This window comes from Kitasatospora sp. NBC_01287 (genome assembly GCF_026340565.1).
GTDB lineage: Bacteria > Actinomycetota > Actinomycetes > Streptomycetales > Streptomycetaceae > Kitasatospora.
In genome coordinates, this window is record NZ_JAPEPB010000001.1 from 2723629 (window position 1) to 2749369 (window position 25741).

22 protein-coding genes and 1 pseudogene are annotated in these 25741 nt (G+C 73.5%); 13 read left to right on the plus strand and 10 right to left on the minus strand.

Annotation, left to right across the window (positions count from 1 at the left end; translation table 11 throughout):
- Positions 1-185 precede the first annotated feature (185 nt).
- Positions 186-626 carry an SRPBCC family protein gene (locus tag OG455_RS11325; protein WP_266292688.1) on the minus strand — a complete coding sequence of 147 codons (441 nt, stop codon included), beginning with the start codon at positions 624-626 and terminating at the stop codon, positions 186-188.
- A gap of 137 nt (positions 627-763) precedes the next feature.
- Between OG455_RS11325 and OG455_RS11330 the strand changes: the two genes are divergently transcribed.
- Positions 764-1618, plus strand: coding sequence for a HipA family kinase (locus tag OG455_RS11330; RefSeq protein WP_266300731.1), 855 nt, complete (start codon positions 764-766; stop codon positions 1616-1618).
- A 51-nt stretch (positions 1619-1669) separates the two neighbouring features.
- On the opposite strand, the gene cpt is transcribed toward OG455_RS11330, so the two are convergent.
- Positions 1670-2197, minus strand: a complete 528-nt coding sequence (gene cpt / locus OG455_RS11335) for a chloramphenicol phosphotransferase CPT (RefSeq protein WP_266300732.1) — start codon at positions 2195-2197, stop codon at positions 1670-1672.
- A 244-nt stretch (positions 2198-2441) separates the two neighbouring features.
- On the opposite strand from cpt, the gene lgt reads away from it, so the two are divergent.
- Positions 2442-3347: a prolipoprotein diacylglyceryl transferase gene (gene lgt / locus OG455_RS11340; protein ID WP_266292690.1), complete on the plus strand. Its 906-nt coding sequence runs from the start codon at positions 2442-2444 to the stop codon at positions 3345-3347.
- Positions 3348-3360: 13 nt separating this feature from the next.
- Here the strand turns inward: lgt and OG455_RS11345 are convergent, their stop codons facing one another.
- Positions 3361-4401, minus strand: a complete 1041-nt coding sequence (locus OG455_RS11345; RefSeq protein WP_266292692.1) for a hypothetical protein — start codon at positions 4399-4401, stop codon at positions 3361-3363.
- 148 nt (positions 4402-4549) lie between these two features.
- Between OG455_RS11345 and OG455_RS11350 the strand changes: the two genes are divergently transcribed.
- Entirely contained in the window at positions 4550-4972 is a 423-nt protein-coding gene (locus tag OG455_RS11350) for a PIN domain nuclease (protein WP_266292694.1), read from the plus strand.
- A gap of 5 nt (positions 4973-4977) precedes the next feature.
- Here OG455_RS11350 and OG455_RS11355 read toward each other — a convergent pair whose 3' ends face one another.
- Positions 4978-5829 carry an aldo/keto reductase gene (locus OG455_RS11355; protein ID WP_266292696.1) on the minus strand — a complete coding sequence of 284 codons (852 nt, stop codon included), beginning with the start codon at positions 5827-5829 and terminating at the stop codon, positions 4978-4980.
- A 215-nt stretch (positions 5830-6044) separates the two neighbouring features.
- Between OG455_RS11355 and OG455_RS11360 the strand changes: the two are divergent.
- A pseudogene (locus OG455_RS11360) lies at positions 6045-6566 on the plus strand (class I SAM-dependent methyltransferase); the annotation flags it as partial.
- Positions 6567-6622: 56 nt separating this feature from the next.
- Here OG455_RS11360 and OG455_RS11365 read toward each other — a convergent pair.
- The 3 genes from OG455_RS11365 to OG455_RS11375 form a co-directional block, all read right to left on the minus strand.
- A complete protein-coding gene (locus OG455_RS11365) occupies positions 6623-7432 on the minus strand; it encodes a hypothetical protein (protein WP_266292698.1) in 810 nt (269 codons plus the stop codon).
- Positions 7433-7698: 266 nt separating this feature from the next.
- Positions 7699-8508, minus strand: a complete 810-nt coding sequence (locus tag OG455_RS11370; protein ID WP_266292700.1) for an SDR family oxidoreductase — start codon at positions 8506-8508, stop codon at positions 7699-7701.
- A 505-nt stretch (positions 8509-9013) separates the two neighbouring features.
- Positions 9014-10450 carry a glutamine synthetase family protein gene (locus tag OG455_RS11375; protein ID WP_266292702.1) on the minus strand — a complete coding sequence of 479 codons (1437 nt, stop codon included), beginning with the start codon at positions 10448-10450 and terminating at the stop codon, positions 9014-9016.
- Positions 10451-11012: 562 nt separating this feature from the next.
- On the opposite strand from OG455_RS11375, the gene OG455_RS11380 reads away from it, so the two are divergent.
- The 9 genes from OG455_RS11380 to OG455_RS11420 all read left to right on the plus strand — a co-directional run bounded on the left by OG455_RS11380 (position 11013) and on the right by OG455_RS11420 (position 22277).
- Complete coding sequence (locus tag OG455_RS11380; RefSeq protein ID WP_266292704.1) at positions 11013-12824, plus strand: 3-hydroxyacyl-CoA dehydrogenase family protein; 1812 nt, start codon at positions 11013-11015, stop codon at positions 12822-12824.
- Between the two features lie 155 nt (positions 12825-12979).
- Positions 12980-13870, plus strand: a complete 891-nt coding sequence (locus tag OG455_RS11385; RefSeq protein WP_266300733.1) for a TetR family transcriptional regulator — start codon at positions 12980-12982, stop codon at positions 13868-13870.
- A gap of 336 nt (positions 13871-14206) precedes the next feature.
- Entirely contained in the window at positions 14207-15544 is a 1338-nt protein-coding gene (gene ccrA, locus OG455_RS11390; RefSeq protein ID WP_266292706.1) for a crotonyl-CoA carboxylase/reductase, read from the plus strand.
- Positions 15544-17577, plus strand: coding sequence for a protein meaA (locus OG455_RS11395; RefSeq protein WP_266292708.1), 2034 nt, complete (start codon positions 15544-15546; stop codon positions 17575-17577). The genes ccrA and OG455_RS11395 overlap by 1 nt, the downstream gene beginning before the upstream one ends.
- Positions 17574-18554 carry a CoA ester lyase gene (locus tag OG455_RS11400; RefSeq protein WP_266292710.1) on the plus strand — a complete coding sequence of 327 codons (981 nt, stop codon included), beginning with the start codon at positions 17574-17576 and terminating at the stop codon, positions 18552-18554. Before OG455_RS11395 ends, OG455_RS11400 begins: the two co-directional genes overlap by 4 nt.
- A 13-nt stretch (positions 18555-18567) precedes the next feature.
- Positions 18568-19071 carry a MaoC family dehydratase gene (locus tag OG455_RS11405; RefSeq protein ID WP_266292712.1) on the plus strand — a complete coding sequence of 168 codons (504 nt, stop codon included), beginning with the start codon at positions 18568-18570 and terminating at the stop codon, positions 19069-19071.
- 144 nt (positions 19072-19215) lie between these two features.
- Entirely contained in the window at positions 19216-20418 is a 1203-nt protein-coding gene (locus OG455_RS11410; RefSeq protein WP_266292714.1) for an acyl-CoA dehydrogenase family protein, read from the plus strand.
- Between the two features lie 286 nt (positions 20419-20704).
- Positions 20705-21397: a phosphatidylserine decarboxylase gene (locus OG455_RS11415; RefSeq protein ID WP_266292716.1), complete on the plus strand. Its 693-nt coding sequence runs from the start codon at positions 20705-20707 to the stop codon at positions 21395-21397.
- Positions 21398-21440: 43 nt separating this feature from the next.
- The gene (locus OG455_RS11420; protein WP_266300734.1) at positions 21441-22277 is read left to right on the plus strand and encodes a phosphatidylcholine/phosphatidylserine synthase; all 837 of its coding nucleotides are present in this window, start codon (positions 21441-21443) and stop codon (positions 22275-22277) included.
- Positions 22278-22369: 92 nt separating this feature from the next.
- Here the strand turns inward: OG455_RS11420 and OG455_RS11425 are convergent, their stop codons facing one another.
- From OG455_RS11425 to OG455_RS11435, 3 genes are all read right to left on the minus strand, one after another.
- Positions 22370-22732 carry a hypothetical protein gene (locus tag OG455_RS11425; RefSeq protein ID WP_266292718.1) on the minus strand — a complete coding sequence of 121 codons (363 nt, stop codon included), beginning with the start codon at positions 22730-22732 and terminating at the stop codon, positions 22370-22372.
- 161 nt (positions 22733-22893) lie between these two features.
- Positions 22894-24333, minus strand: a complete 1440-nt coding sequence (locus tag OG455_RS11430; RefSeq protein WP_266292720.1) for a hypothetical protein — start codon at positions 24331-24333, stop codon at positions 22894-22896.
- Positions 24334-24609: 276 nt separating this feature from the next.
- Complete coding sequence (locus OG455_RS11435) at positions 24610-25737, minus strand: alpha/beta hydrolase (RefSeq protein ID WP_266292722.1); 1128 nt, start codon at positions 25735-25737, stop codon at positions 24610-24612.
- Positions 25738-25741 lie beyond the last annotated feature (4 nt).

The following is a 25741-nucleotide window of genomic DNA, read 5'->3' on the forward strand; positions in this document are numbered from 1 at the left end:
CACGGCCGCGAGCCTAGGGTGGCGCGGCACGGCGCTTCGCGCGCCGTCACTCCCCCGGGGGCGCGGTCCACCCGTACGGGCTGGGCCTCGTACGGGTGTCCGTCCGGTGCGGCGGGGTGGGCGAGGCGGTACGGCGGGCTGGGCGGGACGGCGGGGTGGGGCGGGACGGCGGGGTGGGCTGGGGCCTACTTCAGGTGGTCGGCCAGGCGGCCAAGGACCTCGTCGTGGATCCGGTTCAGGCCCTTGGGCGCGAAGGTGCGCTCGAAGAAGCCGCCGATGCCGCCAGCGCCCTGCCAGGTGGTCTCGATCGCCACCGCGGTCTGCCCGGCGGCCGCCGCGGAGACCGACCAGGTGATCACCATCGAGGAGTTGGCGTCCTTCTCCACCAGCGTCCCGGCCGACGGCGCGGAGACGGTGAAGAGGCAGTCGCGGACCCGCTTCTCGGTGGCCTGCAGCTTCCAGTGCACCTGGGTGCCCGCGCCGATCCCGCCCGCGCGCACCTCGTACTCGCTGTACTGCGCGGGCAGCAGGGTCGGCCGGACGCTGCTGTAGTCGGCGATCGCCTCGTACACCTGCTCGGGGGTGGCGGGGTAGGTCCGCTCGGTGCGGGCGTGGACCTGGGCCATGGGGTGGCTCCTTAGGGAGTGTCAGCGGTACCTCGGTGGTGCGTCGCGGACAGCCAACCACACGCGGTGCGCCGGACCGCGACAGGCCCGGGGCGCCGCCCGCGCGCTCGGTCTAGGCTGGCCGGGTGTCTGCTGACCTGCCCCGGGTGAACGCCCTGCACTACCTGGCCCCACTGCGGGGCGGCGATTCGGTGCCCGCGATCGTCGAGACCGACGACCTGGGCACCTACGTGGTCAAGTTCACCGGCGCCGCCCAGGGCCGCAAGGCGCTGGTCGCCGAGGTGATCGTCGGCGAACTGGCCCGGCGGCTGGGCCTGCGGGTGCCCGAACTGGTGCTGGTCGACTTCGACCCCGCGGTCGCCGAGCACGAGCCCGACCCCGAGATCCAGGACCTGCTGCGGGCCAGCGCCGGGCTCAACCTCGGGATGGACTACCTGCCGGGCGCCCGGGACTTCAAGCCCTCGATGCTGACGGTCGACCCGCTGGAGGCCGGCCGGGTGGTCTGGCTGGACGCGCTCACCGCGAACGTCGACCGCAGCCGGGCCAACCCCAACCTGATGGTCTGGCACGGCAGGCTGTGGCTGATCGACAACGGCGCGGCCCTGGTCTTCCACCACCGCTGGTCCGGCGCCGCGGCGGCCTTGGACCGCTCCTACGACCTCAGCGCGCACGCGCTCGGCGACTTCGCCCCCGACCTGCGCGCCGCCGACGCCGAACTGGCGCCCCGGGTGACCGAGGAACTGCTGCGCGAGGTGCTGGCGCTGGTGCCCGGCGAGTGGCTGGCGGCGGAGGAGGGGTTCGCCGGTGCCGACGAGCTGCGCGAGGCCTATGTGCGGCAGCTGGCGGCGCGGGCGGCGGTCTCCCGGCGCTGGCTGCCGAGCGGCTTCGCCTCCGAGGCGGAGCTGCGGGTCGCCGAGGCCGCCCGGGCGCGGAAGACCGCGCGGGGGCGGCCGGCCTGGCTGCAGCAGGTGCCGGACCTGCACGGGAACTGAGCGGACGGGCGGCCGCGGTCGGGGACTGGGCGCGGGCAGCGGGCAGCGGGCTCAGGCGCGGCCGAGGTGGTCCGCGATGAGCCGCGCGCAGGCGACCGACTCGGCGTGCGCGGTGTCCACCTCCAGGTCGTACCGCACCCCCCGGTGCACCAGCTCCGCCTGCGCCGCCGCCATGCCGCCCACCCGGTCCCCGCGGGCCATCTCGCGCCCCGCCGCGACCGCCGCCTCGCAGCGGACCCCGACCCAGAGCACCTCCAGCCCCTCGGCCGCCCGCTCCCACCGCGCCTGGGAGGCCGCGCCGCCGAGGAACACCTCGTCCACGATCACCCGCGCCCCCGCCCGGACCATCGCCACGAGGCCCGCGATCCAGGCGGCCTCCAACTCCCGGAAGACCGCGCCGACCGCCACCCCGCCGTCCGCGGCGAACTCGATGCCGGCCTCCGAGGCACGCAGGGCCGCGGGCAGGCCATCGACGAAGGTGTCGACTCCGAAGGACAGCCACGGCTCGGGAAGCACCGCCTGCAGGCAACGGGCCAGGCCGGACTTCCCCGAGCTGGAACCGCCGTTGAGGATGATCATCCGAGGCCCGGACGGGTGCCCCTCCTGCCGGAGGCGCTGAGGATGGGCCTGCTGGGGCTGCCGGGGCTGCTGAGGCTGCTGGGCCTGTTGAGGCTGCTGGGGCTGCGGCTGGTTCGTCACCGGGCCACCGTATGGGCGGACGGCAGCGGGTCCAACGGGATTTCCCCGGGCGCCCGCGAGGCTGCCTACCCGCAGCGCTCCGCCCGCCGCCGAGGCGTTCGCGCAGTTCAAGTACGCTCGGCGCATGCTGCTTGCCGCCATCCCGTCCCCGTCGGTGAACGGCTTCTACGTGGGGCCGCTGTTCATCCACTTCTACGCGCTGATGTACATCGTCGGCATCAGCATCGCCGTCGCCCTCGGCCGGCGGCGCTGGCGGGCCCGGGGCGGCGACCCCGAGCTGGTGGACGAGATGGCGCTGTGGGGCGTGCCGTTCGGCATCCTCGGCGGCCGGCTCTACTTCGACCTGACCACCCCCAAGGACATCCCGCCGCACTGGTGGGGGCCGCTGGCGGTGTGGGACGGCGGCCTCGGGATCTGGGGCGGTGTGGCGCTGGCCACCGGCGTCTGCGTCTGGCGGCTGCGCCGGGCCAAGGCGAGCGTGACCGCGATGATGGACACGCTGGCCCCGTGCCTGCTGATCGCGCAGGCGGTCGGCCGGATCGGCAACTACTTCAACCAGGAGCTGTTCGGCGGGCCGACCAGCCTGCCCTGGGGCCTGGAGATCGACCCCGCCTTCCGCCCGCCGGGGTACGCCCAGGACGCCACCTTCCACCCGACCTTCCTCTACGAGCTCGTCTGGGACCTGGCGCTGGCCGGCTTCCTGATCTGGCTCGGGCGGCGCGGGAAGGTCCGGCAGGGCAGCCTGTTCGCGCTCTACGTGGCGGGCTACTCGGCGTTCCGGATCTTCGAGGAGTCGCTGCGGGTCGACTACTCGCAGTACTTCCTGGGGCTGCGGCTCAACTTCTACATCGCCACGCTGGGCACGTTGGCCGGGCTGGCCTGGTTCGCCTGGCTCAACCGGCGCCGGCCCGAAGGCGCCGAGCCGGCCGACGAGCCTGCGGCCCAGCCGCAGCGGCCGGAGCAGTCGCAGCAGCCGGAGCAGCCGGAGCAGCCAGAGCCCGAGGAGCCTGGCACGCCCGAAGAACACTGAGGACCGGCCGGCCTCACAGCAGCAGGCCCGCCCAGGACCTGGGCAGCCACCAGCCCTTCGGCCGCACGTCGTCGGCGGCGGCCGGGTGGGCGGACTCGATGACCCGCCGCAGCCCGTCCCGTCCGAAGAGCGGCTGGTCCCCGCCGTTACCGAGGCCGGTCAACTGGAGCTGCCCGCCCGGTGTGCGGTGGGCCCCCTGGTCGGTCAGGGTGATCGTCACGCCGTCGCGCTGCAGCACGTAGCCCGGCACCGAGCCGGCTGCGTCCGGATAGCCCCGGAACCAGAGGCCGGACGCCTCCCGCGCACACGGCGGGTCGGCCATCGCCGGATCGCCCTCGGTGCCGTAGCTGAGCGGCCCGCACGGGTCGCCGTAGCCCGGCGTGACGGTCTCGACGACCGTGGCCAAGGTGTCCGAGCCGCCCTGCCCCTCCGGGGTGCCGAAGGTGATCACCATCCGCCTCCCGTCCCAGCGCAGCCCCGCCCGCGCCAGACCCGGCGGATCGACCGGCAGCACCACCGCCCGGGACGGGGTGCCCGTGGTGCGCAGCCACTGCTCGACGGCGAGCTGCCGCTGCACCGCGCCCAGTGGGAACGCCACGGCGAACAGCGCGCCCAGCGCCAGCCCCACCGCCAGGACGGCCCGCCGCGACCGCCGCGCGCAGCCGACGGCCAGCAGCAGCGAGGGCAGTGCCAGGTAGGCGCAGGTGACCAGCCCGAACCCGGTGCCCAGCGGCCGGGCCAGCAACACCGTGAGCACGACGTCCAGGACGGGCACCGCGACCAGCGCCCACGCACTCGGCCAGAGCCGCCACAGTGCCCAGCCGCCCCACAGCAGCGCGAGCAGGGTCGCGGGCCCACCGATCAGGACCGTGGCGACCAGCAGGCCGGTGATCCCCTCGCGGACCTCGAACTGCCGGGCCAGGCCGACCAGTTCCACGCCGACGACCAGGCCGGCCAGACCCACCACCGCGACGGGGCCCCACCGGCCACGCCGTCGGGCGGCCGTGGTCTCGTCAGCTTCTCCGAGCGCTTCGGCTTCGGTCGTATCGATCATCGTGATCCCTCCCGGTCCTCCGCTGAGGACGCGCCCTGATCACCTCCGGTTCGGCGGCCGGCCCGGACACCGTAGGGATCAGCGCCGGCAGGGCCGATGGCGGCGCCTTCGACCTAGAGATCTTCGAGGACAAGAGGAACCACCGCCGGTGAACGCGGCGCAGTTCCTGATCGACACCAGCGCGCTCGCGCGCTTCATGCGTGGAGATGCCGAACAGTTCGGCTGGGACCAGACCGCGGCAGCCGGCTTGGTCGCCACCTGTCCCATCACCGAACTCGAGTTCTTCCACGGCGCGCGAACAGCGGACGACCGCGCTCGGGGGATCGGGGACATGCGATCGCTGTTCAGCTGGGTGCCGGTCGACGACCGGGCCTACGACCGCGCCTGGCAGGTCCAGTCCTTGCTGACCGGGCGGGGCCCGCATCGCGGCGCCGGAGCCGTCGACCTGATCGTCGCCGCCTCGGCCGAACTGCGGGGCCTGACCCTGCCGCACCGGGACCACGACTTCCAGTGCATCGCGAACGTCACCGGCCAGGCCCTCCAGTGGTACGGACCGGGGGCAGGAACTTGAACGGGTCACCCATTGACTTCGAGAGCCGCTGACAGGGATGCCCCCACCGCCCTCGCGCCGAGGCGCAGGGTTGTCGCGCCCACCAGTTCGCGCAGGTGCTCAGGGTTCCCGGTGCCCACCGCGATCCGGGAGACAGGTGGCAGCTCGAAGGCGACCCGCAGCGCGGCCTGGCGGCTGCTCGCGACCTGGCCGGGGCCGAGCAACGCGGTCGCGTCGAGGCCTGCGGGGGTGGACCAGGCCTGCTGGGCCCCGTCGCCGCCGAAGGCGTTCATGCCCCACCGGCCGGACGGGGCGACTCCGAGGGCGTCGGCCAGGGCGGCGGCGGCCGTGCGGGTGCCAGGGTCCAGCAGCAGGCCCGCCCGGGTCATCAGGGTCTGGGGCCGCACGACGACACCGGCCGCCAGCGGGAGCAGCGGGCGTGGATCCCAGCAGGAGATTCCCCAACTGCCGCACAGGCCGGCCCGCACGGCCGCCGCCATCGCCTCGCAGGCGGCGGCGAGGACGGCGCCCGCCTCGGCCGGGGGCAGCCGGGCAAGCGTGTGCTCGGGGTTGTGCAGGAGCAGCGCGTCCGGGGTGCGGCCCAGCTCGTCGGCCGTGCGCCGGGCGGCGGCGGTGAGTTCGGCCGGGTCGAGCGAGTGGCGCGACCGGCCCGCCTCCCGGAGGAAGCCGACCTTGGTGCTGATGGTGAACTCCGGCAGCAGGTCGGTGCCGACCTTGGCCAGCGCGCGGTGCGAGCCGAAGTCGTGGTACCTGGAGCTGGTGTCGATCGTGCGGACGCCGAGCTCCAGCGCCGCTTCGAGCAGGTCCCGGTCGTGGCGTACGCCGAAGAGGCCGAGGGCGATCTCGGGGGCCGACATGAGCAACTCTCTCCTCCTGCAAGCGGGCTGTCGCGACCACAGGGCGACCGCAGGGCGACCGCACCATGATCGCAGGATCCGAGATCTGATCAAGAGTTCAGAAATGGCTCGCCCCCCGCTCGACCCGCTCCCTATCGCTCGACCATGCCAGCTGCCGAAGCCAACGCCCGTACCGACGACCCCACCGGCACCACCGGCACCGCGCCGAACGCCCTCCCCCGCAGGTGGCCGGGGTGGACGTCTCGGTCCGCCAGGTCGAACTGGCCCGGCGCAAGGGGGTCGCCGCGGTTGTGGGCGACGCCCAGCGGCTGCCGCTGGCCGACCAATCGGTGGACGCGGTCGCGACGGTCATGACCAGCACCGACTTCGACGACCTGCGACCGGTCTTCGCCGAGGCGTACCGGGTGCTGCGGCCGGGCGGCCGGCTGGCCCTGGTCGGCGCGCACCCGTGCTTCGGCGGCGTCTTCGCGACGCGGTCGGCGGACGGGGGCTGCGTGGTGCACCCCGGCTACCGGCGGCACGAGCGGGTCGAGCGGCATCCGCTGCTCGGTGACGGGATCCGGGCGCGGGTCGGCGTGGTCAACGTGCCGCTGCCGGTGCTGCTGAACGCGCTGACCGGGTCGGGGCTGGTCCTGCGCGAGACCGCGGAGGACGACGGCACGGCAGGCGAGGGCACGGCGGACGGCACGGGAGTACCGGAGTTGCTGGGGCTGGCCGCGGAGCGGCCGGTGGAGTGAGCGGAGCAGGACTGCCCGCCGCCGCGGTGTGCGGCGACGGGCAGCGCTGTGCGGCGTCAGACCTGCGGGCCCGCCGGGTCCTGGCGGCCCCAGGTCGAGGTGCTCGGGGCGGTGGCCTTCGGGGCGGTGGCCTTCGGGGTGGCGATCTTCGAGGAGCCGGCCTTCGGCGCCTCGAACGCGGAGACCGCGCTCGGCAGGAAACCCTGGAGCAGGCCCAGGGGGTCGATCCGGACCAGGTGCGACGGTGCGTAGTAGTGGTACCCGTAGTGCGAGCGCGCGCGGTTGTGCGCGTCGACGGTGGGCTCGGTCGAACCGTCGGCGGCCGTCACCACCAGGCCGGTGTGGCTCTTGGTGTTGCCGGGGCCGGCGTAGGTGACCACGACGTCGCCAGGGCGGGCGTCCTCGGGGTGGTCGCCGATGTCGGTGCCGAGGTGACTGTCCATCAGGTAGTCGTACAGGGTGTGGTAAGGCGCCACATCGCTGATCAGCAGCAGGTCGTAGGTGGTGCCGTTCGGCGCCGTGTAGTGGAAGTAGTCGTCCTGCGGGTCGTCCGGGCCCAGCCCGGGGACCAGGCCGGCCGCCGCCAGGGCCCGCGCGACGTACTCGGCGCACTGGTAGTTGTCCTGGTCGGCGCCGAAGGCGACCGGGGTGCTGTCGTTCCAAGCCGTCCAGTTCCAGTGGCCCTCGGCCCAGTCCACCTCGATGCCGCGCAGCACGTCACCGAAGGTCGGTATGCCCGCCACCGCGGCGGGGCTCGCCGAGTCGGCGAAGGCGGGGGCGGCGAGGACCGGAGCACCGGCCCCGAGCAGGCCCACCACCAGTGCGGCACCGGCGATCCGACGGCCCATGAACGTACGCGTAGTCATATGTCCTCTTTGTCACAGGAGTTCTGGCGCAGGCGCTGGATGATCTTCGCGCGGCACCCAGAACTCCACCGGACAGCAGCGCGGAGTCCGGACCCGCCCCGGTCCCACGGGGCCGCCCGGCGGGGACCGCACGACCATCGATCGTGACGCCCTACACCAGGAGCTCACGGCCCCGGGACCTGTGGTGGTTCAGCCACCCCCGCCCGCGCACGGCGGAGCCGGCCGCGCCGCGGGGCGACGGGCCGGCCACCGGGAACCGTGTGCCGCTACCAGACCAGGCCGCCGTCCGCGCGGATGTTCTGACCGTTGACCCAGCCGCCGTCCGGGCCGGCCAGGAAGGCGACGACGGCCGCGATGTCGGTGGGCAGGCCGAGGCGGTTCAGCGGGGTCTGGTTGGCGACCTCGGCGCGGATCGCGTCGGTGGTGGCGCTCTGCAGCATGCCGCCGGCACCGGAGTCGGTGGGGCCGGGGGAGACGACGTTGACGGTGATGCCGCGGCCGCCCAGTTCACGCGTGGCCACCCAGCTGAACTGCTCCAGGGCGGCCTTGCTCGCGATGTAGGCGGACTCGTGGACGCGCGGCCAACGGGTCGTGACGGTCGAGAGGTTGATGATCCGGCCGCCGTCGCGCAGCCGGCGCACCGCGTGCTGCATGGTGAAGAACGGGGCCTTGGCGTTGATGGCCATCATCTCGTCGTACGCGGCTTCGCTGGTCTCGCCGAACGGCGTGCGCACGAAGGTGCCCGCGCTGTTCACCAGGATGTCCAGGCCGTCCGCGCCGATCTCCGCGAAGTGCTGGTCGGCGGCCGTGAAGAGCCCCTCGATCTGGTCGAGGGAGCCCAGTTCGGCCTGGACCGCCCAGGCCGTGCCGCCGGCCGCGGCGACCTCGGCGACGACCTCCTTGGCCGGGGCCTCGTTGGTGCTGTAGTTGAACACCACGGCCGCGCCGTCGGCGGCCAGCCGCCGCACGATCGCTCCCCCGATGCCGCGCGAGCCACCCGTCACGATCGCCGTCCGGCCTGCCAGCGGGCTGCCGGGCGCCCGCTGCGACACGGCCGCACTCGTGTCCTGGTCCATGGGAATCTCCTGTGTCCGGTCGATGTGGTCCAACGGGCCGGCCGGTCCGGACCCGCCGTCGGCGGGATCGTCGGGACGAGAGGCGCGTGCCGGGACTCCCGGGGGCAGGCCGGAACTCCGGTCCGTTGTCGACTGTCCTGTGCGCGTGCGGGACCGGGGCGGGTGGTACCGCCGCCCGTTCCGCACGTCCCCCGCCCCGGCCTCGTCGCAGTGACTGTCCGTCGACTGCTCGAAGGCCGGCGCTGTGCACGCTACAGCGCCGTCGGCGCCCGGCGGCAGCGTCGGCGGGCTCCCCGGTGGCAGGTCGTCACGTCTACGTCAGGTTCACCGGAGTGCGTGCGGAATGCGGACGCGGTGCGCCCGTGATCATGACGTGGCGCGGCCCGGCCGGCAGCACCGGTCGCGGGCGCTGCCGGTGACGGGTGCCACGCCCGGTGCCGCTGACGGGGCCCCGCGCCGTGCCGCTGACAGGTGCCACGGCCGGTGCCGGCGGGCGGCCGCCAGCTCAGTACCGCCAGCGGGTGGCGGCGGCCAGCTCGGCGGGTGAGTGCCCGGCGAAGAGCGCCAGTTCGCCCCGGCGCACCGCCAGCACCGCCTCGTAGAGCGGATCGCCGAGCGCCTCGCGGAGCACGCCGGAGGTCTGGTACTCCGCGACCGCCGCCGCGAGCGAGGCGGGCAGTCGGGGGACCTCGCCCTCGGGCAGCGCGGCCGGATCGCCGGGGACCTCGGCGGGCAGCGCCCGGCGGGCGTCCAGGCCGGCCAGGCCGGCCGCGAGCACGGCGCCGATCAGCAGGTAGGGGTTGGCGGCGGCGTCGAAGCACTTGAGCTCGGCGTTGGCGCTCGCCGGCCCCTCGCCGGGCGGGCCGGGGATCAGGCGCAGCGCGGCCTCGCGGTTCTCCAGGCCCCAGCACCGGTAGGCGCCGGCCCAGCGCCGCGGGACCAGGCGCAGGTAGCTGGCGGGGCTGGGCGCGCCGAGGGCGAGCAGTGCGGGCAGCTCGGCGAGCACCCCGGCCAGGAAGGACTCCGCCTCACCCGTCAGCCCGTAGCGGCCCGGGCCGCCCTGGCCCAGGTTCTGCCCGTCACGCCAGAGCGAGAGGTGCAGGTGGGCGCCGTTGCCCACGGCATCGGGCTCGACGGCGGGGGCGTAGGAGGTGCGCAGGCCGTGCCGGACGCCGACGGCGCGGATGGTCTGGCGGGCCAGCACCGTGGTGTCGGCGGCGCCGAGCGGGCCCTCGGGATCGAGCGAGAGCTCGAACTGGCCCGGGGTGTACTCGGGGTGGAGCTGGAGGACGGCCATGCCCTGCTCGTCCAGCGCGTGCAGCAGGTCGCGCAGGTAGTCGGAGAGGTCGACCAGGCGGTGCAGCCCGTAGGCGGGGCCGTGGGTGGGGTGGACCGGCGGCTCACCCGGGGCGCCGGCCAGCGCGACCACCCACTCGATCTCGATCCCGGTCAGCGGCTCGATGCCGCGCAGCGCGGCCGCGGCCGCCGACCGACGGGCGAACCGGCGCTGGCAGCCGGGGTGCGCCGAGCCGTCCTGGGCGTAGCGGTCGGCGGGGGCCCAGGCCCAGCCGGGCTGCGCGGCCAGCCGGGTGAGCCGGTCCAGGTCGGGGATCAGTCGCAGGTCGCCGGCCGGCCCGCCGATGTGACGGCTGGTGGTGATCGAGTCGTCGACCAGGAAGACGTCGAAGCAGGGGGCGGCGCCGACGCCCCAGGCCGCCGCGTGCTCCAGGCGGCGGACCGGGACGGTCTTCACCCGGGTGAGGCCGGCGTTGTCCACCCAGCTGAGGATCACGCCCTCGACGCTCTCGGCGGCCAGCCGGGCCGCCGCCACCCGGGCCCTGGCCGCGCGCTCGGCCCGCAGCTCGGCGTCGAGCGGCGGGTCCGGCGGGGCCTGCAGCGGGGCGGCGGGCGATCCGTCCTGCTCGGCCGTGGTGGTACTCATACGACCCATGCTCCCGCGCGCCCGTCGCCGCCGGAACTACCCGAACGAGTGTTTCCGCCGCCCGGAAACTGACGGTCCGTCGATTTTCCGTGCTTCGCCATGATCCGCCATGATCCGCCACGACCCGCCATGGTCCGCCCCTTTTCGCCCTGCCCCACCCCTTCCCTACTTGGCGGTAACTTCGCTACAGTGACCGCACGCACCACCGCCGGGCTTCGGGAGCCGCACCGGCGAGGCGCCGCGTCACGCGCGGCCGGGGTGCCGCTTCCATCACGTCACCTGGTGCCGGGACGCACGTCCCCGGCGCGCATCTCTCGCGGCACGGCCCGGAGCGGACCGGCCCGGCCACGAGAGCCGCGACCGTTCACCAGTTCACCCCTCGGCACCACCCCTCGGCCTGACCCCTCGGCCCGTCGGGCCCGATCGCCGGCCGCCGCGCGCCCACGCGCGCCGCGCCCCGCGGTCCGCCCGCGCGCACGCCGCCCCGGGCCGAGGACCAGGTCGCCCCTCCCCCGGCCCTGCCCCGGCAGCCCGGTCGGGCCATCCGAAAGGACCAGCAACGATGCAGGCTCCCGACAGCACCACCGCCACCGCCGCGCCACTGGGGCCCTTCCCCACCGTCGCCGTGGTGGGACTCGGCACCATGGGCGCGGGCATCGCCGTCGCGATCGCCCGCAGCGGGCGCCGGGTGATCGGCATCGAGGCCGACGGCGCCGCCGCCGCCCGGGCGCTGGCCCGGATCGAGGAGGCCACCTCGCACGCGGTGGACCGCGAGCGGCTCACCGCCGAGGAGCGCGCCGCGCTGCTCGCGCTGATCAGCGTCGACGAGCGGCTGGAGGCCGCCGCGGCGGCCGACCTGGTGATCGAGGAGGTCCCCGAGCAGCTCGAACTGAAGCGGGAGATCTTCGCCGAGCTGGACCGGATCTGCCCGGCCGGGACCGTGCTGGCCACCGGCACCACCTCGCTCTCGGTGACCCGGATCGCCGCCGCCACCGCCCGCCCGGAGCGGGTGCTCGGCCTGCACTTCTTCAACCCGGTGCACGCGATGAAGCTGGTCGAGGTGGTCCGCACCGTCCTGACGACTCCTCAGGTGGCCGAGCAGGCGGCCGAGTTCGCCCGCTCGATGGGCAAGGAGCCGGTGGCCGCCGGCGACCGGGCCGGCTTCGTGGTCAACGGGCTGCTCTTCGCCTACCTCAACCAGGCCGCGGCGATGTTCGAGTCCCGCTACGCCACCCGCGAGGACATCGACGCCGCGATGCGGCTGGGCTGCGGCCTGCCGATGGGCCCGCTGGCGCTGCTCGACCTGATCGGCGTGGACACCGCGCGCACCGTCCTGGAGGCGATGTACGAGCAGTCCAGGGACCGGCTGCACGCCCCGGCCCCGATCCTCGGCCAGTTGGTCGCCGCCGGGCTGCTCGGCCGCAAGACCGGCCGCGGCTTCTACAGCTACGAGGCGCCCGGCTCCTCCAAGGTGGTGGCCGAGTCCGGCGCCACCGCGGTCACCCGCCCGGCCGGCCGGCCGGTCACCAGCGTCGGCGTCTGCGGCTCGGGCACCATGGCCACCGGCATCGCCGAGGTCTTCGCCAAGGCGGGCTACCCGGTGACCCTTGTCGCCCGCGGCCAGGAGAAGGCCGAGAAGGCCAAGGCCCAGCTCGCCCGCTCGCTGGACCGCTCGGTGGAGAAGGGCCGGCTCACCGCCGAGCAGCGCGACGCGGCGCTCGCGCTGGTCACCCCCACCGGCCGGCAGGCCGATCTGGCCGAGGCGGACCTGGTGCTGGAGGCGGTGGCCGAGGACCTGGCGGTCAAGCGCGAGCTGTTCGCCGCGCTGGACAAGATCTGCAAGCCGGGCGCCGTGCTGGCCACCACCACTTCCTCGCTGCCGGTGATCAGCTGCGCGAGCGCCACCGGGCGCCCGCGCGACGTGATCGGGATGCACTTCTTCAACCCGGCGCCCGCGATGAAGCTGGTCGAGGTGGTCTCCACGGTGCTGACCGACCCGGAGGTGACCGCCACCGTGCTGGCGGTCTGCGCCGAGGTGCGCAAGCACCCGGTGGAGTGCGGCGACCGCGCCGGGTTCATCGTCAACGCCCTCCTCTTCCCGTACCTGAACGACGCGGTGCGGATGCTGGAGGAGCACTACGCGACGGTGGACGACATCGACACCGCGATGAAGCTGGGCTGCGGCTACCCGATGGGGCCCTTCGAACTGCTCGACGTGGTGGGCCTGGACGTCTCGCTGACCATCGAGCGGGTGCTGCACCAGGAGTTCCGCGAGCCGGGCCTGGCCGCCGCCCCGCTGCTGGAGCACCTGGTGGCGGCCGGCTGCCTGGGCCGCAAGACCGGCCGCGGCTTCCGCGACCACGCGCGCCGATGACCGGCGACCAGCGCCCGCTGCGCCCGGTCTGGGGCGACGCCGGCGCCGCCGCCCGCTGGCCCCGCCCGGCGGTGCGCCCGCAGGTGCCGCCGGTGCGCCGCCCGTTGCCGCGAACGGCACCGGCGCAGGGCACCGGGGCGTGTAGCGTTCCCGCCATGGATCGGGAACCGGCAGCCGCCGAACAGGACGTGCGAACGGTCGCGGAGCAGGCACCCGGCAGCCGCCGGGCCGCGGCGCAGCGCCTGCAGATGCGCCAGGACCTGGCCGCGGCCGCGATGGAGCTGTTCGCCACCCAGGGGTACGAGGAGACGACGGTCGATCAGATCGCCGCCGCCGCCGGGGTGGCCCGGCGGACCTTCTTCCGCTACTTCCGGTCCAAGGAGGAGGCGATCTTCCCGGACCACGACGACACCCTGGTCCGGGTGGCCGACCTGCTGGCCAGCGCCGAGCACGACGAGCATCCGCTGGACGTGGTCTGCCGGGGGATCAAGGAGGTGCTGCACATGTACGCCTCCACCCCCGGCGTCTCGGTCGCCCGCTACCAGCTGATCCGCCAGGTCCCGGCGCTGCGCGAGCGGGAGATCGCCGTGGTGGCCCGGTACGAGCGGCTCTTCACCCGCTACCTGCTCGGCCGCTTCGACGCGGCGGTCGGCGGCGACAACGCGGCGATCCCGGCCGGCTGGCAGCACGGCGGGGACGACGACTCGATGCTCGCCGAGGTCTCGGCGGCCGCGGTGGTCGCGGCACACAACCACGTGCTGCGGCGCTGGCTGCGGGCCGGCGGCCACGGGGACGTGGAGGCCCAGCTGGACCACTCCTTCGAGGTCATCAGGAACACCTTCTGGGCCACCCCGCCGCGCGGTGTGAGACGCCGCGGCACGGTCGTGACACCCGGTGCCATTGATGACCCGATGAGCCCCGGGGAGCCGGTGGCAGCCAGCGCACTGAGTGCCACCCCGGGCGGTGAGGTGCTCATCACAGTGGCTCGCACCGACGCCCCGCTGGACCTGGTGCTGGACAGCATCAAGGCGGCACTCAGCCGCTGAGGCACCTTGAAATCGCAGGTCAGAAGGCCCGTCCCGACATCGAAGGGGCGGGCCTTCCGGCTGCCGCGCACCGCTTCTTTGCCGGTCCGACAGCCTGCCGGAAGCTTGTCAAAATCATGGCACCCAGTGTCTTTACGAGTGGCACAGGGTGCCAGTAGCTTGTTACCCACCAGTCGCGGCGCCGCGGCTCCCCACCTCGGCGCGCCGTCGTCCGGCGTCCCCACACCCAGGGGGCGAGCCATCCCACCCAAGACCCCCCTTGTGAAGCCGGTGTCCGCTCCCGGCTCCCCCAGACGCCCTGTGCGCCCTCACACAGGTACGCCTTCGGAGGCAGCCATGAAGGAAATCCTCGACGCGATCCTCAGCACCGACAGCACGACGGCGGACTTCGCCGCCCTGAAGCTGCCGGAGTCCTACCGGGCGGTCACGCTCCACAAGGACGAGGAGCAGATGTTCGCCGGCCTGCGGAGCCGCGACAAGGACCCCCGCCGCTCGCTCCACCTGGACGACGTGGCCCTGCCCGAAGTGGGCCCCGGCGAGGCGCTGGTGGCCGTGATGGCCAGCGCGGTGAACTACAACACCGTCTGGTCCTCGATCTTCGAGCCGGTCTCCACCTTCGGCTTCCTGGAGCGCTACGGCCGCCTGTCGCCGCTGACCAAGCGCCACGACCTGCCCTACCACGTGCTCGGCTCGGACCTCGCGGGCGTGGTGCTGCGCACCGGCGTCGGCGTCAACGCCTGGAAGCCGGGCGACGAGGTGGTCGCGCACTGCCTCTCGGTCGAGCTGGAGAGCTCGGACGGCCACAACGACACGATGATGGACCCGGAGCAGCGGATCTGGGGCTTCGAGACCAACTTCGGCGGCCTGGCCCAGCTGGCCCTGGTGAAGACCAACCAGCTGATGCCCAAGCCGAAGCACCTCACCTGGGAGGAGGCCGCCTCCCCCGGCCTGGTCAACTCCACCGCCTACCGCCAGCTGGTCAGCCAGAACGGCGCCGGCATGAAGCAGGGCGACAACGTGCTGATCTGGGGCGCCAGCGGGGGCCTGGGCTCCTACGCCACCCAGTACGCGCTGGCCGGCGGCGCCACCCCGATCTGCGTGGTCTCCAGCCCGCAGAAGGCCGAGATCTGCCGGAAGATGGGCGCCGAGGCGATCATCGACCGCGGCGCCGAGGACTACAAGTTCTGGAAGGACGAGAACACCCAGGACCCGCGCGAGTGGAAGCGCCTGGGCGGGCGGATCCGCGAGCTGACCGGCGGCGAGGACGTGGACATCGTCTTCGAGCACCCCGGTCGCGAGACCTTCGGCGCCAGCGTCTACGTGACCCGCAAGGGCGGCACCATCGTCACCTGCGCCTCCACCTCGGGCTACATGCACCAGTACGACAACCGCTACCTGTGGATGTCGCTCAAGCGGATCGTCGGCTCGCACTTCGCCAACTACCGCGAGGCCTGGGAGGCCAACCGCCTGATCGCCAAGGGCAAGATCCACCCCACCCTCTCCAAGGTCTACTCGCTCGCGGAGACCGGGCAGGCCGCCCTCGACGTGCACCACAACAAGCACCAGGGCAAGGTCGGCGTGCTCTGCCTGGCGCCCGAGGAGGGCATGGGCGTGCGCGACCACGAGCTGCGCGAGCGCCACCTGCCGGCCATCAACCGGTTCCGGGACATCTGATGGGCCCTCAGAAGCGCGACCGCCCCTGGCTGATGCGGACCTACGCCGGCCACTCCACCGCGAGCGACTCCAACGCCCTCTACCGGCGCAACCTCGCCAAGGGCCAGACCGGGCTCTCGGTCGCCTTCGACCTGCCCACCCAGACCGGCTACGACGCGGACCACGTGCTGGCCCGCGGCGAGGTCGGCCGGGTCGGCGTCCCGGTCGGGCACCTGGGCGACATGCGGACGCTCTTCGACGGGATCCCGCTGGAGCGCACCAACACCTCGATGACCATCAACGCCACCGCGATGTGGCTGCTGGCCATGTACCAGGTGGTCGCCGAGGAGCAGGGCGCGGACATCACCAAGCTCACCGGCACCACCCAGAACGACATCGTCAAGGAGTACCTGTCGCGCGGGACGCACGTCTTCCCGCCCGGCCCCTCGGTGCGGCTGATCACCGACATGATCGCCTACACCGTCTCCACCATCCCCAAGTGGAACCCGATCAACATCTGCAGCTACCACCTGCAGGAGGCCGGGGCCACGCCGGTGCAGGAGATCGCCTTCGCGATGTGCACCGCGATCGCGGTGCTCGACGCGGTGCGAGACTCCGGCCAGGTGCCCGCCGAGCGGATGGGCGAGGTGGTCGGCCGGATCTCCTTCTTCGTCAACGCGGGCGTGCGGTTCGTCGAGGAGATGTGCAAGCTGCGCGCCTTCGGGCGGCTCTGGGAGCGGATCACCCGGGAGCGCTACGGCATCGAGGACCCCAAGCAGCGGCGCTTCCGCTACGGCGTGCAGGTCAACTCGCTGGGCCTGACCGAGGCCCAGCCGGAGAACAACGTCCAGCGGATCGTGCTGGAGATGCTCGCCGTCACCCTCTCCAAGGACGCCCGCGCCCGCGCCGTCCAGTTGCCCGCCTGGAACGAGGCGCTGGGCCTGCCCCGGCCCTGGGACCAGCAGTGGTCGCTGCGGATCCAGCAGGTGCTGGCCTACGAGTCGGACCTGCTGGAGTACGGCGACCTGTTCGACGGCTCGCACGTGGTCGAGGCGAAGACCACCGAGCTGCTGACCGGCGCCGAGGCGGAGATCGCCAAGGTGCTGGGGATGGGCGGGGTGATCCCGGCCGTCGAGTCCGGCTACCTCAAGTCCGCGCTGGTCGCCTCGCACGCCGAGCGCCGGGCGCGGATCGAGGCCGGCGAGGACAAGATCGTCGGGGTGAACTGCTTCGACACCACCGAGGAGAGCCCGCTCACCGCCGACCTGGACGGCGCCATCATGGTGGTCGACCCGGCCGCCGAGCAGGCCGTGCTGGACAACCTGGCGGCCTGGCGGGCGCAGCGCGACGAGGCGGCCGCGCTGGCCGCGCTGGCCGAGCTGAAGGCCGTCGCCGCGACCGGGGCCAACCTGATGGCCGCCACCCTGGCCTGCGTGCGGGCCGGGGTGACCACCGGCGAGTGGTCCTTCGCGCTGCGCGAGGTCTTCGGCGAGTACCGGGCCCCCACCGGGGTCGGCGGCGCACCGGTGGCGGTGGCGGCCGAGCCGGGCGGCGAGCTGGCCCAGGTGCGCGCGGCGGTGGCCGCCACGGCCGCCGAGCTGGGCGCCGGCAAGCTGCGCCTGCTGGTCGGCAAGCCGGGCCTGGACGGGCACTCCAACGGGGCCGAGCAGATCGCGGTGCGCGCCCGGGACGCCGGCTTCGAGGTGGTCTACCAGGGCATCCGGCTGACGCCGGAGCAGATCGTGGCCGCGGCGGTCGCCGAGGACGTGCACTGCGTGGGTCTGTCGATCCTCTCGGGGGCGCACACCGAGCTGGTCCCGGACGTGCTCGCGCGGCTGCGCCGGGCCGGGGTGGAGGATGTGCCCGTGATCGTGGGTGGCATCATCCCGGCAGCGGACGGCGAGGCGCTCAAGGCCGCCGGCGTCGCCGCCGTGTTCACCCCGAAGGACTTCGGCATCACCACCATCATCGGCCGGATCGTGGACGAGATCAGGTTGGCCAACCGGCTGGACCCGATTCTCGCCCCCCGCAAGGAAGAGACTCTCGCATCATGACCGCCACCCCGGAATTCAGCCGTCTGCGCCCGCGCCGCTCCTGCCTCGCCGTGCCGGGCAGCAACCCGCGCTTCCTGGAGAAGGCCCAGGGCCTGCCGGCCGACCAGGTCTTCCTCGACCTGGAGGACGCCTGCGCCCCGCTGGTCAAGGAGAGCGCCCGGCACACCATCGTCGACGCCCTGAACAACGGCGACTGGGGCAGCAAGACCAAGGTGGTGCGGGTCAACGACTGGACCACGCACTGGACCTACCGCGACGTGATCACCGTGGTCGAGGGCGCGGGCCAGAACCTGGACTGCATCATGCTGCCCAAGGTGCAGGACGCCGAGCAGGTCAGGGCGCTGGACCTGCTGCTCACCCAGATCGAGAAGACCATGGGCTTCGAGGTCGGCAAGATCGGCATCGAGGCGCAGATCGAGAACGCCAAGGGCCTGATCAACGTCGACGCGATCGCCACCGCCTCGCCGCGCCTGGAGACCATCATCTTCGGCCCGGCCGACTTCATGGCCTCGATCAACATGAAGTCGCTGGTGGTCGGCGAGCAGCCGACCGGCTACCCGGCCGACGCCTACCACTACATCCTGATGCGCATCCTGATGGCGGCCCGCGCCAACGATCTGCAGGCGATCGACGGCCCCTACCTGCAGATCCGCAATCAGGAGGGCTACCGCGAGGTGGCCGGGCGCTCCGCCGCGCTGGGCTTCGACGGCAAGTGGGTGCTGCACCCGGACCAGGTCGCCGCCGCGAACGAGATCTACTCCCCCTCGCAGGAGGACTACGACCACGCCGAGCTGATCCTCGACGCCTACAACTGGTGCACCTCGGAGGCCGGCGGCTTCAAGGGCTCCGCGATGCTCGGCGACGAGATGATCGACGAGGCCAGCCGCAAGATGGCCCTGGTCATCTCCGGCAAGGGCCGGGCGGCCGGCATGCAGCGCACCAGCAAGTTCGAGGCTCCCGCCTCGACGCAGGCCTGAGGGGAGACCTGAGATGCAGTTCGGACGCACCTACGAGGAGTTCGAGGTCGGCGCGGTCTACAAGCACTGGCCCGGCAAGACGGTCACCGAGTACGACGACCACCTCTTCTGCCTGCTGACCATGAACCACCACCCGCTCCACCTGGACAGCAACTACGCGGAGCGGACGACGGACTTCGGCAAGAACGTCGTCGTCGGCAACTACATCTACTCGCTGCTGCTCGGCATGTCCGTCCCGGACGTCTCGGGCAAGGCGATCGCCAACCTGGAGATCGAGTCGCTGCGGCACATCGCGCCGACCTTCCACGGCGACACCCTCTACGGCGAGACCACGGTGCTCGACAAGTGGCCGTCCAAGTCCAAGGACGACCGCGGCATCGTGTACGTCGAGACCAAGGGCTACAAGCAGGACGGCACGGTCGTCTGCGTCTTCCGCCGCAAGGTGATGGTGCCGACCGAGACGTACACCAAGGCGCGCGGCGGGGAGCAGCCCGGCCGCCCGACCCCGCTCGCCTGATCCTGCTCCCCCGGCACCCCCCAGCCCCCTTCGAGCGACCGCCGTCATCGGCCGCTCGAAGGCCAGGGGCCCCGCGGACGTCACGCTCCGCGGGGCCCCGAACACCCCACCACCCTCAGCGCTAGACAGACATGGAGCCGCACGATGGGACGCCTCGCACAGACCGACGGCCTGACCGAGATCCAGCGGGACATCCTCGCCACCGTGCGGGACTTCGTCGACAAGGAGATCATTCCGGTCGCCACCGAGCTGGAGCACCGGGACGAGTACCCGACCGCCATCGTCGAGGGCATGAAGCAGCTCGGCCTCTTCGGCCTGACCATCCCCGAGGAGTTCGGCGGCCTCGGCGAGTCGCTGCTCACCTACGCCCTGGTGGTCGAGGAGATCGCCCGCGGCTGGATGTCGGTCTCCGGCATCGTCAACACCCACTTCATCGTGGCGCACATGATCAACGCGCACGGCACCCAGGAGCAGAAGGAGTACTTCCTGCCCCGGATGGCGGCCGGCGAGATCCGCGGCGCCTTCTCGATGTCGGAGCCGGGCCTGGGCTCGGACGTGGCGGCGATCAGCACCAAGGGCGTCAAGGACGGGGACTTCTACGTCCTCAACGGCCAGAAGATGTGGCTGACCAACGGCGGCACCTCCACCCTGGTCGCGGTGCTCTGCAAGACCAACGAGGGCGCGAGCACCCCGTACCGCAACATGACCACCTTCCTGATCGAGAAGACGCCGGGCTTCGGCCCGAACCCGTCGGTTCCCGGGCTGACCGTGCCCGGCAAGATCGAGAAGATGGGCTACAAGGGCGTCGACACCACCGAACTGGTGCTCCAGGACGTCCGGATCCCGGCCGACCGGATCCTCGGCGGGGTGCCCGGCAAGGGCTTCTACCAGATGATGGACGGCGTCGAGGTCGGCCGGGTCAACGTGGCCGCGCGCGGCTGCGGGGTGGCCCGGCGCGCCTTCGAGCTCGGCATCTCCTACGCCCAGCAGCGCTCGACCTTCGGCAAGAAGATCGCCGAGCACCAGGCGATCCAGTTCAAGTTGGCCGAGATGGCCACCAAGGTCGAGGCCGCGCACCAGATGATGGTGATGGCCGCCCGCAAGAAGGACAGCGGCGAGCGCAACGACCTGGAGGCCGGGATGGCCAAGTACCTGGCCTCCGAGTACTGCAAGGAGGTCGTCGAGGACGCCTTCCGGATCCACGGCGGCTACGGCTTCTCCAAGGAGTACGAGATCGAGCGGCTCTACCGCGAGGCGCCGATGCTGCTCATCGGTGAAGGCACCGCGGAGATCCAGAAGATGATCGTCGGGCGCCGCCTGCTGGAGGAGTACAAGCTCGCCGAGTGACAGGTGTGTCCGGTGGGTCCGGGACGTGCGTCCAGGACCCACCGACCTCCTGAGAGATGACTCACGGATCTTGACGAGTCCCTTGGGAACCGGAGACCCGCCCGCTACGGTCGTACACATAGCGCGTGCGCTCCGGCACGGCAGGAGACAGTTGAACGAGCAGGCGGGTTGCCCTTCCACCGCCTGCTCCCGATAGCATCCACCGGGACAGCAGCTGTCCCCTTATCACCCGATCCCCGCGGTTGGCCCCCGTGCAGGCCAAGATCCCCCGCGACAAAGGTCTTCGATGCCCATCAGCCCGTCCCCTCTCACTTCCGTCACGGAGCGCGATGCCCTCGCTCCCGAGACGGCCGGCCGGCGACCCCGCGTGACCATCGCGCGCGGAGCCACCCCCTGGTTCGTCCCGACCCTGGCCACCGCGGCCCTGACCACCGCTCTCACCAAGCGGAACGGCAAGTGGGCCGTCGCGGCGGCTCCGCTCTGCGCGCTCAGCGCCGGCATGCTGTGGTTCTTCCGCGACCCCGAGCGTGAGATCGGCGCCGGCAGAGTGATCTCGCCGGCCGACGGCGTGGTGCAGAGCATCGACGCCTGGCCGGACGGCCGCACCCGCGTCGCGATCTTCATGAGCCCGCTCAATGTGCACGTCAACCGGGCTCCGCTGCCGGGCACGATCACCTCCGTCGAGCACATCGCCGGTGGCTTCGTCCCCGCGTTCAACAAGGACAGCGACCGCAACGAGCGCGTGGTGTGGCACTTCGACACCGAGCTCGGTGACATCGAGATGGTCCAGATCGCCGGGGCCGTGGCACGTCGCATCGTGCCGTACGTGCCCGCCGGCACCAAGGTCGAGCAGGGCGAGCGGATCGGGTTGATCCGCTTCGGCTCCCGCGTCGACACCTACCTGCCGGCCGGCGTCGAGGTCGGCGTCGAGGTCGGCCAGAAGACGACCGCGGGGGTGACACGCCTTGACCGTGACTGATCCCGAGACCCTGGTCGGCCTCGGCGACTCGGAGGAGACCGAGCTGCGCCGGCGCCGCTGGGCGCGCGACCGCGAACTGCGCGCGCCGCGCTCGCCGCAGACCCTGTCCACGGCGGACTTCCTGACGCTGGGCAACGCCGTCTGCGGCTTCCTGGCGATCTACTCGATCACCACCAACATGCTCATCCCGCACATCAGCGGCACCGGCGACGGCACCGGCGGCATGGTCCGGCACGGCGCCGCCACCACCGTGACCCTGCTGCTGCTCGGCTCGATGTGCGACCTCTTCGACGGCCTGGTGGCCCGCAAGCTTCGCTCCTCGGCACTCGGGGCGGAGCTGGACAACCTGGCCGACCTGATCAGCTTCGGCATCGCGCCCGCCTACTTCGTCGCTGTCTGGGGCATCGTCGGCGGACCGGGCAGCAGCCAGGGGCTCTCCGCCTTCATCGCGCTGACCGTGCTGCTCGCGGTGGTGCTGCGGCTGGCCCGGTTCTCCGCGGTCAAGATGCGGCCCGGGGTCTTCCAGGGCATGCCCTGCCCGATGGGCGCCATGACGGTGATCGCCATCGTGCTGCTCGACCCGCCGTTCCTGGCCGGCCTGCTGGCCATCTTCGGCGTGGCCTACCTGATGGTCAGCCGGGTCGAGTACCCCAAGCCGCAGGGCCTGCTGGCCACCGCCACGCTGGGCTGGATCGTCGTCTCGATCGGCTGCCTGGCCGCCTGGGCGGCCGGCCTGCCCGGTGGTGACGTGCTGATGCACATCGGCGCCGTCGCCCAGATCGCGCTGGCCGCGATGGCCCCGCTGCTGGTGATCCGCCGCAAGGTGGGCCAGAAGGTCGGCGACGTCCGCGCCCGCCGCGCGGAGTCCCGCGGCTGCTGAGCCGCCGACGCTGAACGAACGCCGCTGCCCTCGGATCCTCGTGATCCGGGGGCAGCGGCGTTCTCGCGCCCGCCGGGCGCCGGCGACACCGCTCAGCAGGCCCCCCGCGGTGCCAGGCTCCCGAACACCTCCGCCGGGTCCCGCTGGGCGAGGTAGTCGAAGTGCAGCCGCACGACGCCGTCCGGATCGGCGAGGGCGGCGAGGGCCGGGGGCCGCGGGCCCAGCGGGCGAGGGGCGGGCCACTGCTGGGCCAGCACCGCGAGGGCCGTCCCGTCGGCGGCGCGCAGCACCCAGGTGGCCAGGCCGCCGCCGATCCGCGCGAGGTAGCCCGCGGCGAGAGCGGCCACCGCCGCCGCGTCCAGTGCGCTCCCGTCGGGGAGCTGCCGGGCCTCCTGGTGCGGGGCATCGGTGTCGTCGCCCGCCGCGACGCTGCCCCGGGTCAGCTCGATCCGCATGGTGGGCAGCCTAGGCCGTGTCTGACAATTCGCGTCGGACAGGCCCGCGGCGTTGGGCGCCCGGCTGGGCGTGCCGGCCGAGTCGCCGTGAGTGGCTCCAGCCTGGTCCGCGCCCCTGGTCCGGCACCATCGGCCGTTCGGCAGAGCGGCCCGACGACCCGTCAGGCCCCGCCGTGGTGCACGCTGAACGCCGAGCGGCGGGCCGCGCGGGCGACGGCCGGATCGGGGTAGACCCCGGCCACCGCGGTGAGCACCGAGGCGGCCCGCGGGTGGCCGGACTGGCGGGCGCGGGCGAAGAGGCGGACCGGGTCGCCGGCGCAGGCGCCCTCGACGTGGCCGACCAGCAGCTCGGTCTCGCCGTGGTCGAGGACGGCGGCGGCGGTGTCCACCCAGAGCCAGGCGGCGTCCTCCGCGCTCAGCACGTCGGAGGGGACCACCCCGCCCTCGTCCAGCTGCTCGGCCAGCCAGAGCAGCGCGTAGGGGCGCAGCACCGGCTCGTCGACGGCCGCCCGGACCGCCTGCTCGGCGGTGCCGCCGGCCACCCGCAGCGCCTCGAAGGCGAGCCCGCGCAGCAGCGCGTCCTCGCCCTGGGCGGCCTCCAGCAGCTCGGCGACCGCGCGGTCCACCGGACGCGCGGCGACCCAGGCCCGGTACTCCGCGCGGGCCGGGCCCGGGGAGTAGTTGGCGCAGGCGTCCAGCAGCTCCAGGGCGCTCTGCTCGATGTGCCCGGCCTCGGTCTGGGCGACCGTGCAGATGTCCTCCAGCTTGGCGCGCACCGCCCAGTGACCGAGCGGGGAGAGCTCGGCGGCGTCCTCCGCGCGGACCACCGCGCCGACCGCGGTCAGGCCGTCCAGCATCCAGTCCAGGACGGCGGCGATGTCGGAGGGCGCCGGCGGGGTGTCGATCTGCGGCTCGCGGCAGGTGCCGCGCACGGCCGAGACGGCGGAGGCCGCGTGCGGGACCGGGGAGAGGGTGGCGAAGCCGGTGCCGGAACCGTGCCGGCGCTCGTCCAGGCCGCGCCGGAGCAGCTCCATCAGCTCGCTCTCGGCGACCGGGCCGGCCACCAGGTGCAGGAAGGAGAGCAGCTGCGGGGCCTGGTCGACGGCCTGCCCGGCGAGCACCGCGAAGACGCCGCGCAGTGCGGCGGGCGGCACCGGGGCGAGCAGCGTCCAGGCGTCGAAGAGGGCGGACCAGCCGCGCAGCACGGCCTCGTCGTCGTGCTCCCAGGCGTGCAGCCGCCAGCCGGGGGCGGCACCGCCGTCCCGGGGCTCGACCAGGCCGACCAGCAGCGCCTGGCCCCAGGCCTTGGCGGCGGCGCCCACCGTCATGGCGAGCGCGCGGCCCGCGGCCCTGGCGTCCTCGGGGAGCAGTTCGCCGCGCTTGTCGACGGCGGCGAGTTCGCCCGCCCAGCGGGCGATCCGCACCGCGTCGGCGAGCATCCGGCGAGCCGGCGGGGCGAGCTCGGCGGGGCCGGGGAAGCCCTCGGGCAGCGGCAGGCGGCCGCGGCCGGGGGCGGGCTTGGGGGTGCGCCGGCGAGCGGCGGCGGGGCGGCCCGGCTGCACGCTGTCGGCGCGGCGGGCCGTTCCGGGTAGACGGGTCACCGTCGCGCCGGTACCCGTGGTCGGCGGGAGCGGGGCATCACGGTCGCGCGGATTCCGAGACGTCACGCCGTGCAGTCTTCCCCGTGTACGGGGCTTCTGTCACATCGAGTTCGGCGCGTCTTCGACCGACTGGGGTGGCCGGGGTGGCCGACTCGGGGCAAGAGCGGCCAAACCGGGCCCGGCGGCGCCGTGGTGACCTGTGCACGACAGTAGACGGGGGCACGCACCGTGGTCAAGGGGTGACCGAGCGCGCGCGGGAGTGGGAGCCGGGCGACCTCAGAGCAGCGGGGTGAGGTAGCGGCGCAGCGCCTCCTCGTAGCCGCGCGGGTCGGCGTTCCAGAGCGCCGCGTGCCCGGCGTCGGGGATGCTGCGCAGGCTGACCAGATCCGGGCGCAGTTCGGCCAGCCGGCGGGCGGCGGCGAACGGCGCCACGGCGTCCTGCGGGCTGTGCAGCAGCAGGGTGGGGACGGCCAGCTCGGCACCGTCGGCGAGCCGGGCGAAGCCTGCCGGGTCGACCCCGGTGCGCCCCTCGGCCGCCCAGGCGCCCAGCTGCCCGGCGACCGCGCCGGGCACCCCGGCCCGGGCCGCGACCCCGCGCACCGAGGCCGACCAGTCCAGCACCGGCGAGTCGAGGATCAACCCGGCCAGCTCGTGGCGGTACCCGGACTCGGCGGCGGTGCGCAGCACGGTGGCGGCACCGACCGACCAGCCGTAGAGCACGATCCGTCCGGCGCCGGCCTCCTTGGCGAAGTGGATCGCCGCCTCGACGTCGCGCCACTCGGTCTCGCCGAAGTGCCCGATCCCGTCCGGCGAGGCGGGCGCCCCCTGGTCGCCCCGGTAGCTGACCACCAGCGCGGGCAGGTTGAGCCGCTTGAGCAGTGGCAGCACCGGCAGGGCCTGGCGGCGGTCGGCCAGCCGTCCGTGCACCGCGATCACCCAGGTGCCGCGCACCGCCGGGACGTACCAGGCGGGCAGCGCGCCGAGCTCGCCGTCGACCAGCACGTCCATGTAGTCCAGGCCGCAGGCCGAGCCCGGGTCGCCGCGCAGCACCCGGGGGCTCAGCTCGACCTCGGTGCCGGCCGTCAGCGGGCTGCCGGCGGTGAGTTCCAGGCGGCGGGTGACGCTCTGCGGGCCGGTGCGCAGCACCTTGCCGACCACCGCGTGGCCGCCGGGCCAGTCCAGCGCGTAGCGGCCGCGCCTGGCACTGGCCACGGTGCGGGTCAGCGTGACCTCCCCGGCGGCGAGCTCGTGCACCCGCAGCACGGGCTCGCCCACCGGCTCGCCGCTCGCGGAGCGCTCGGGGCGCAGGCTCAGATCCGAGACCCGGCGCCCGATCAGCAGGGCGGCCGCGCCCGCCGCGGCGGCGACGGCGGTGGCTGCGACGACGGCGGTTCCCCAGCGCATGGCT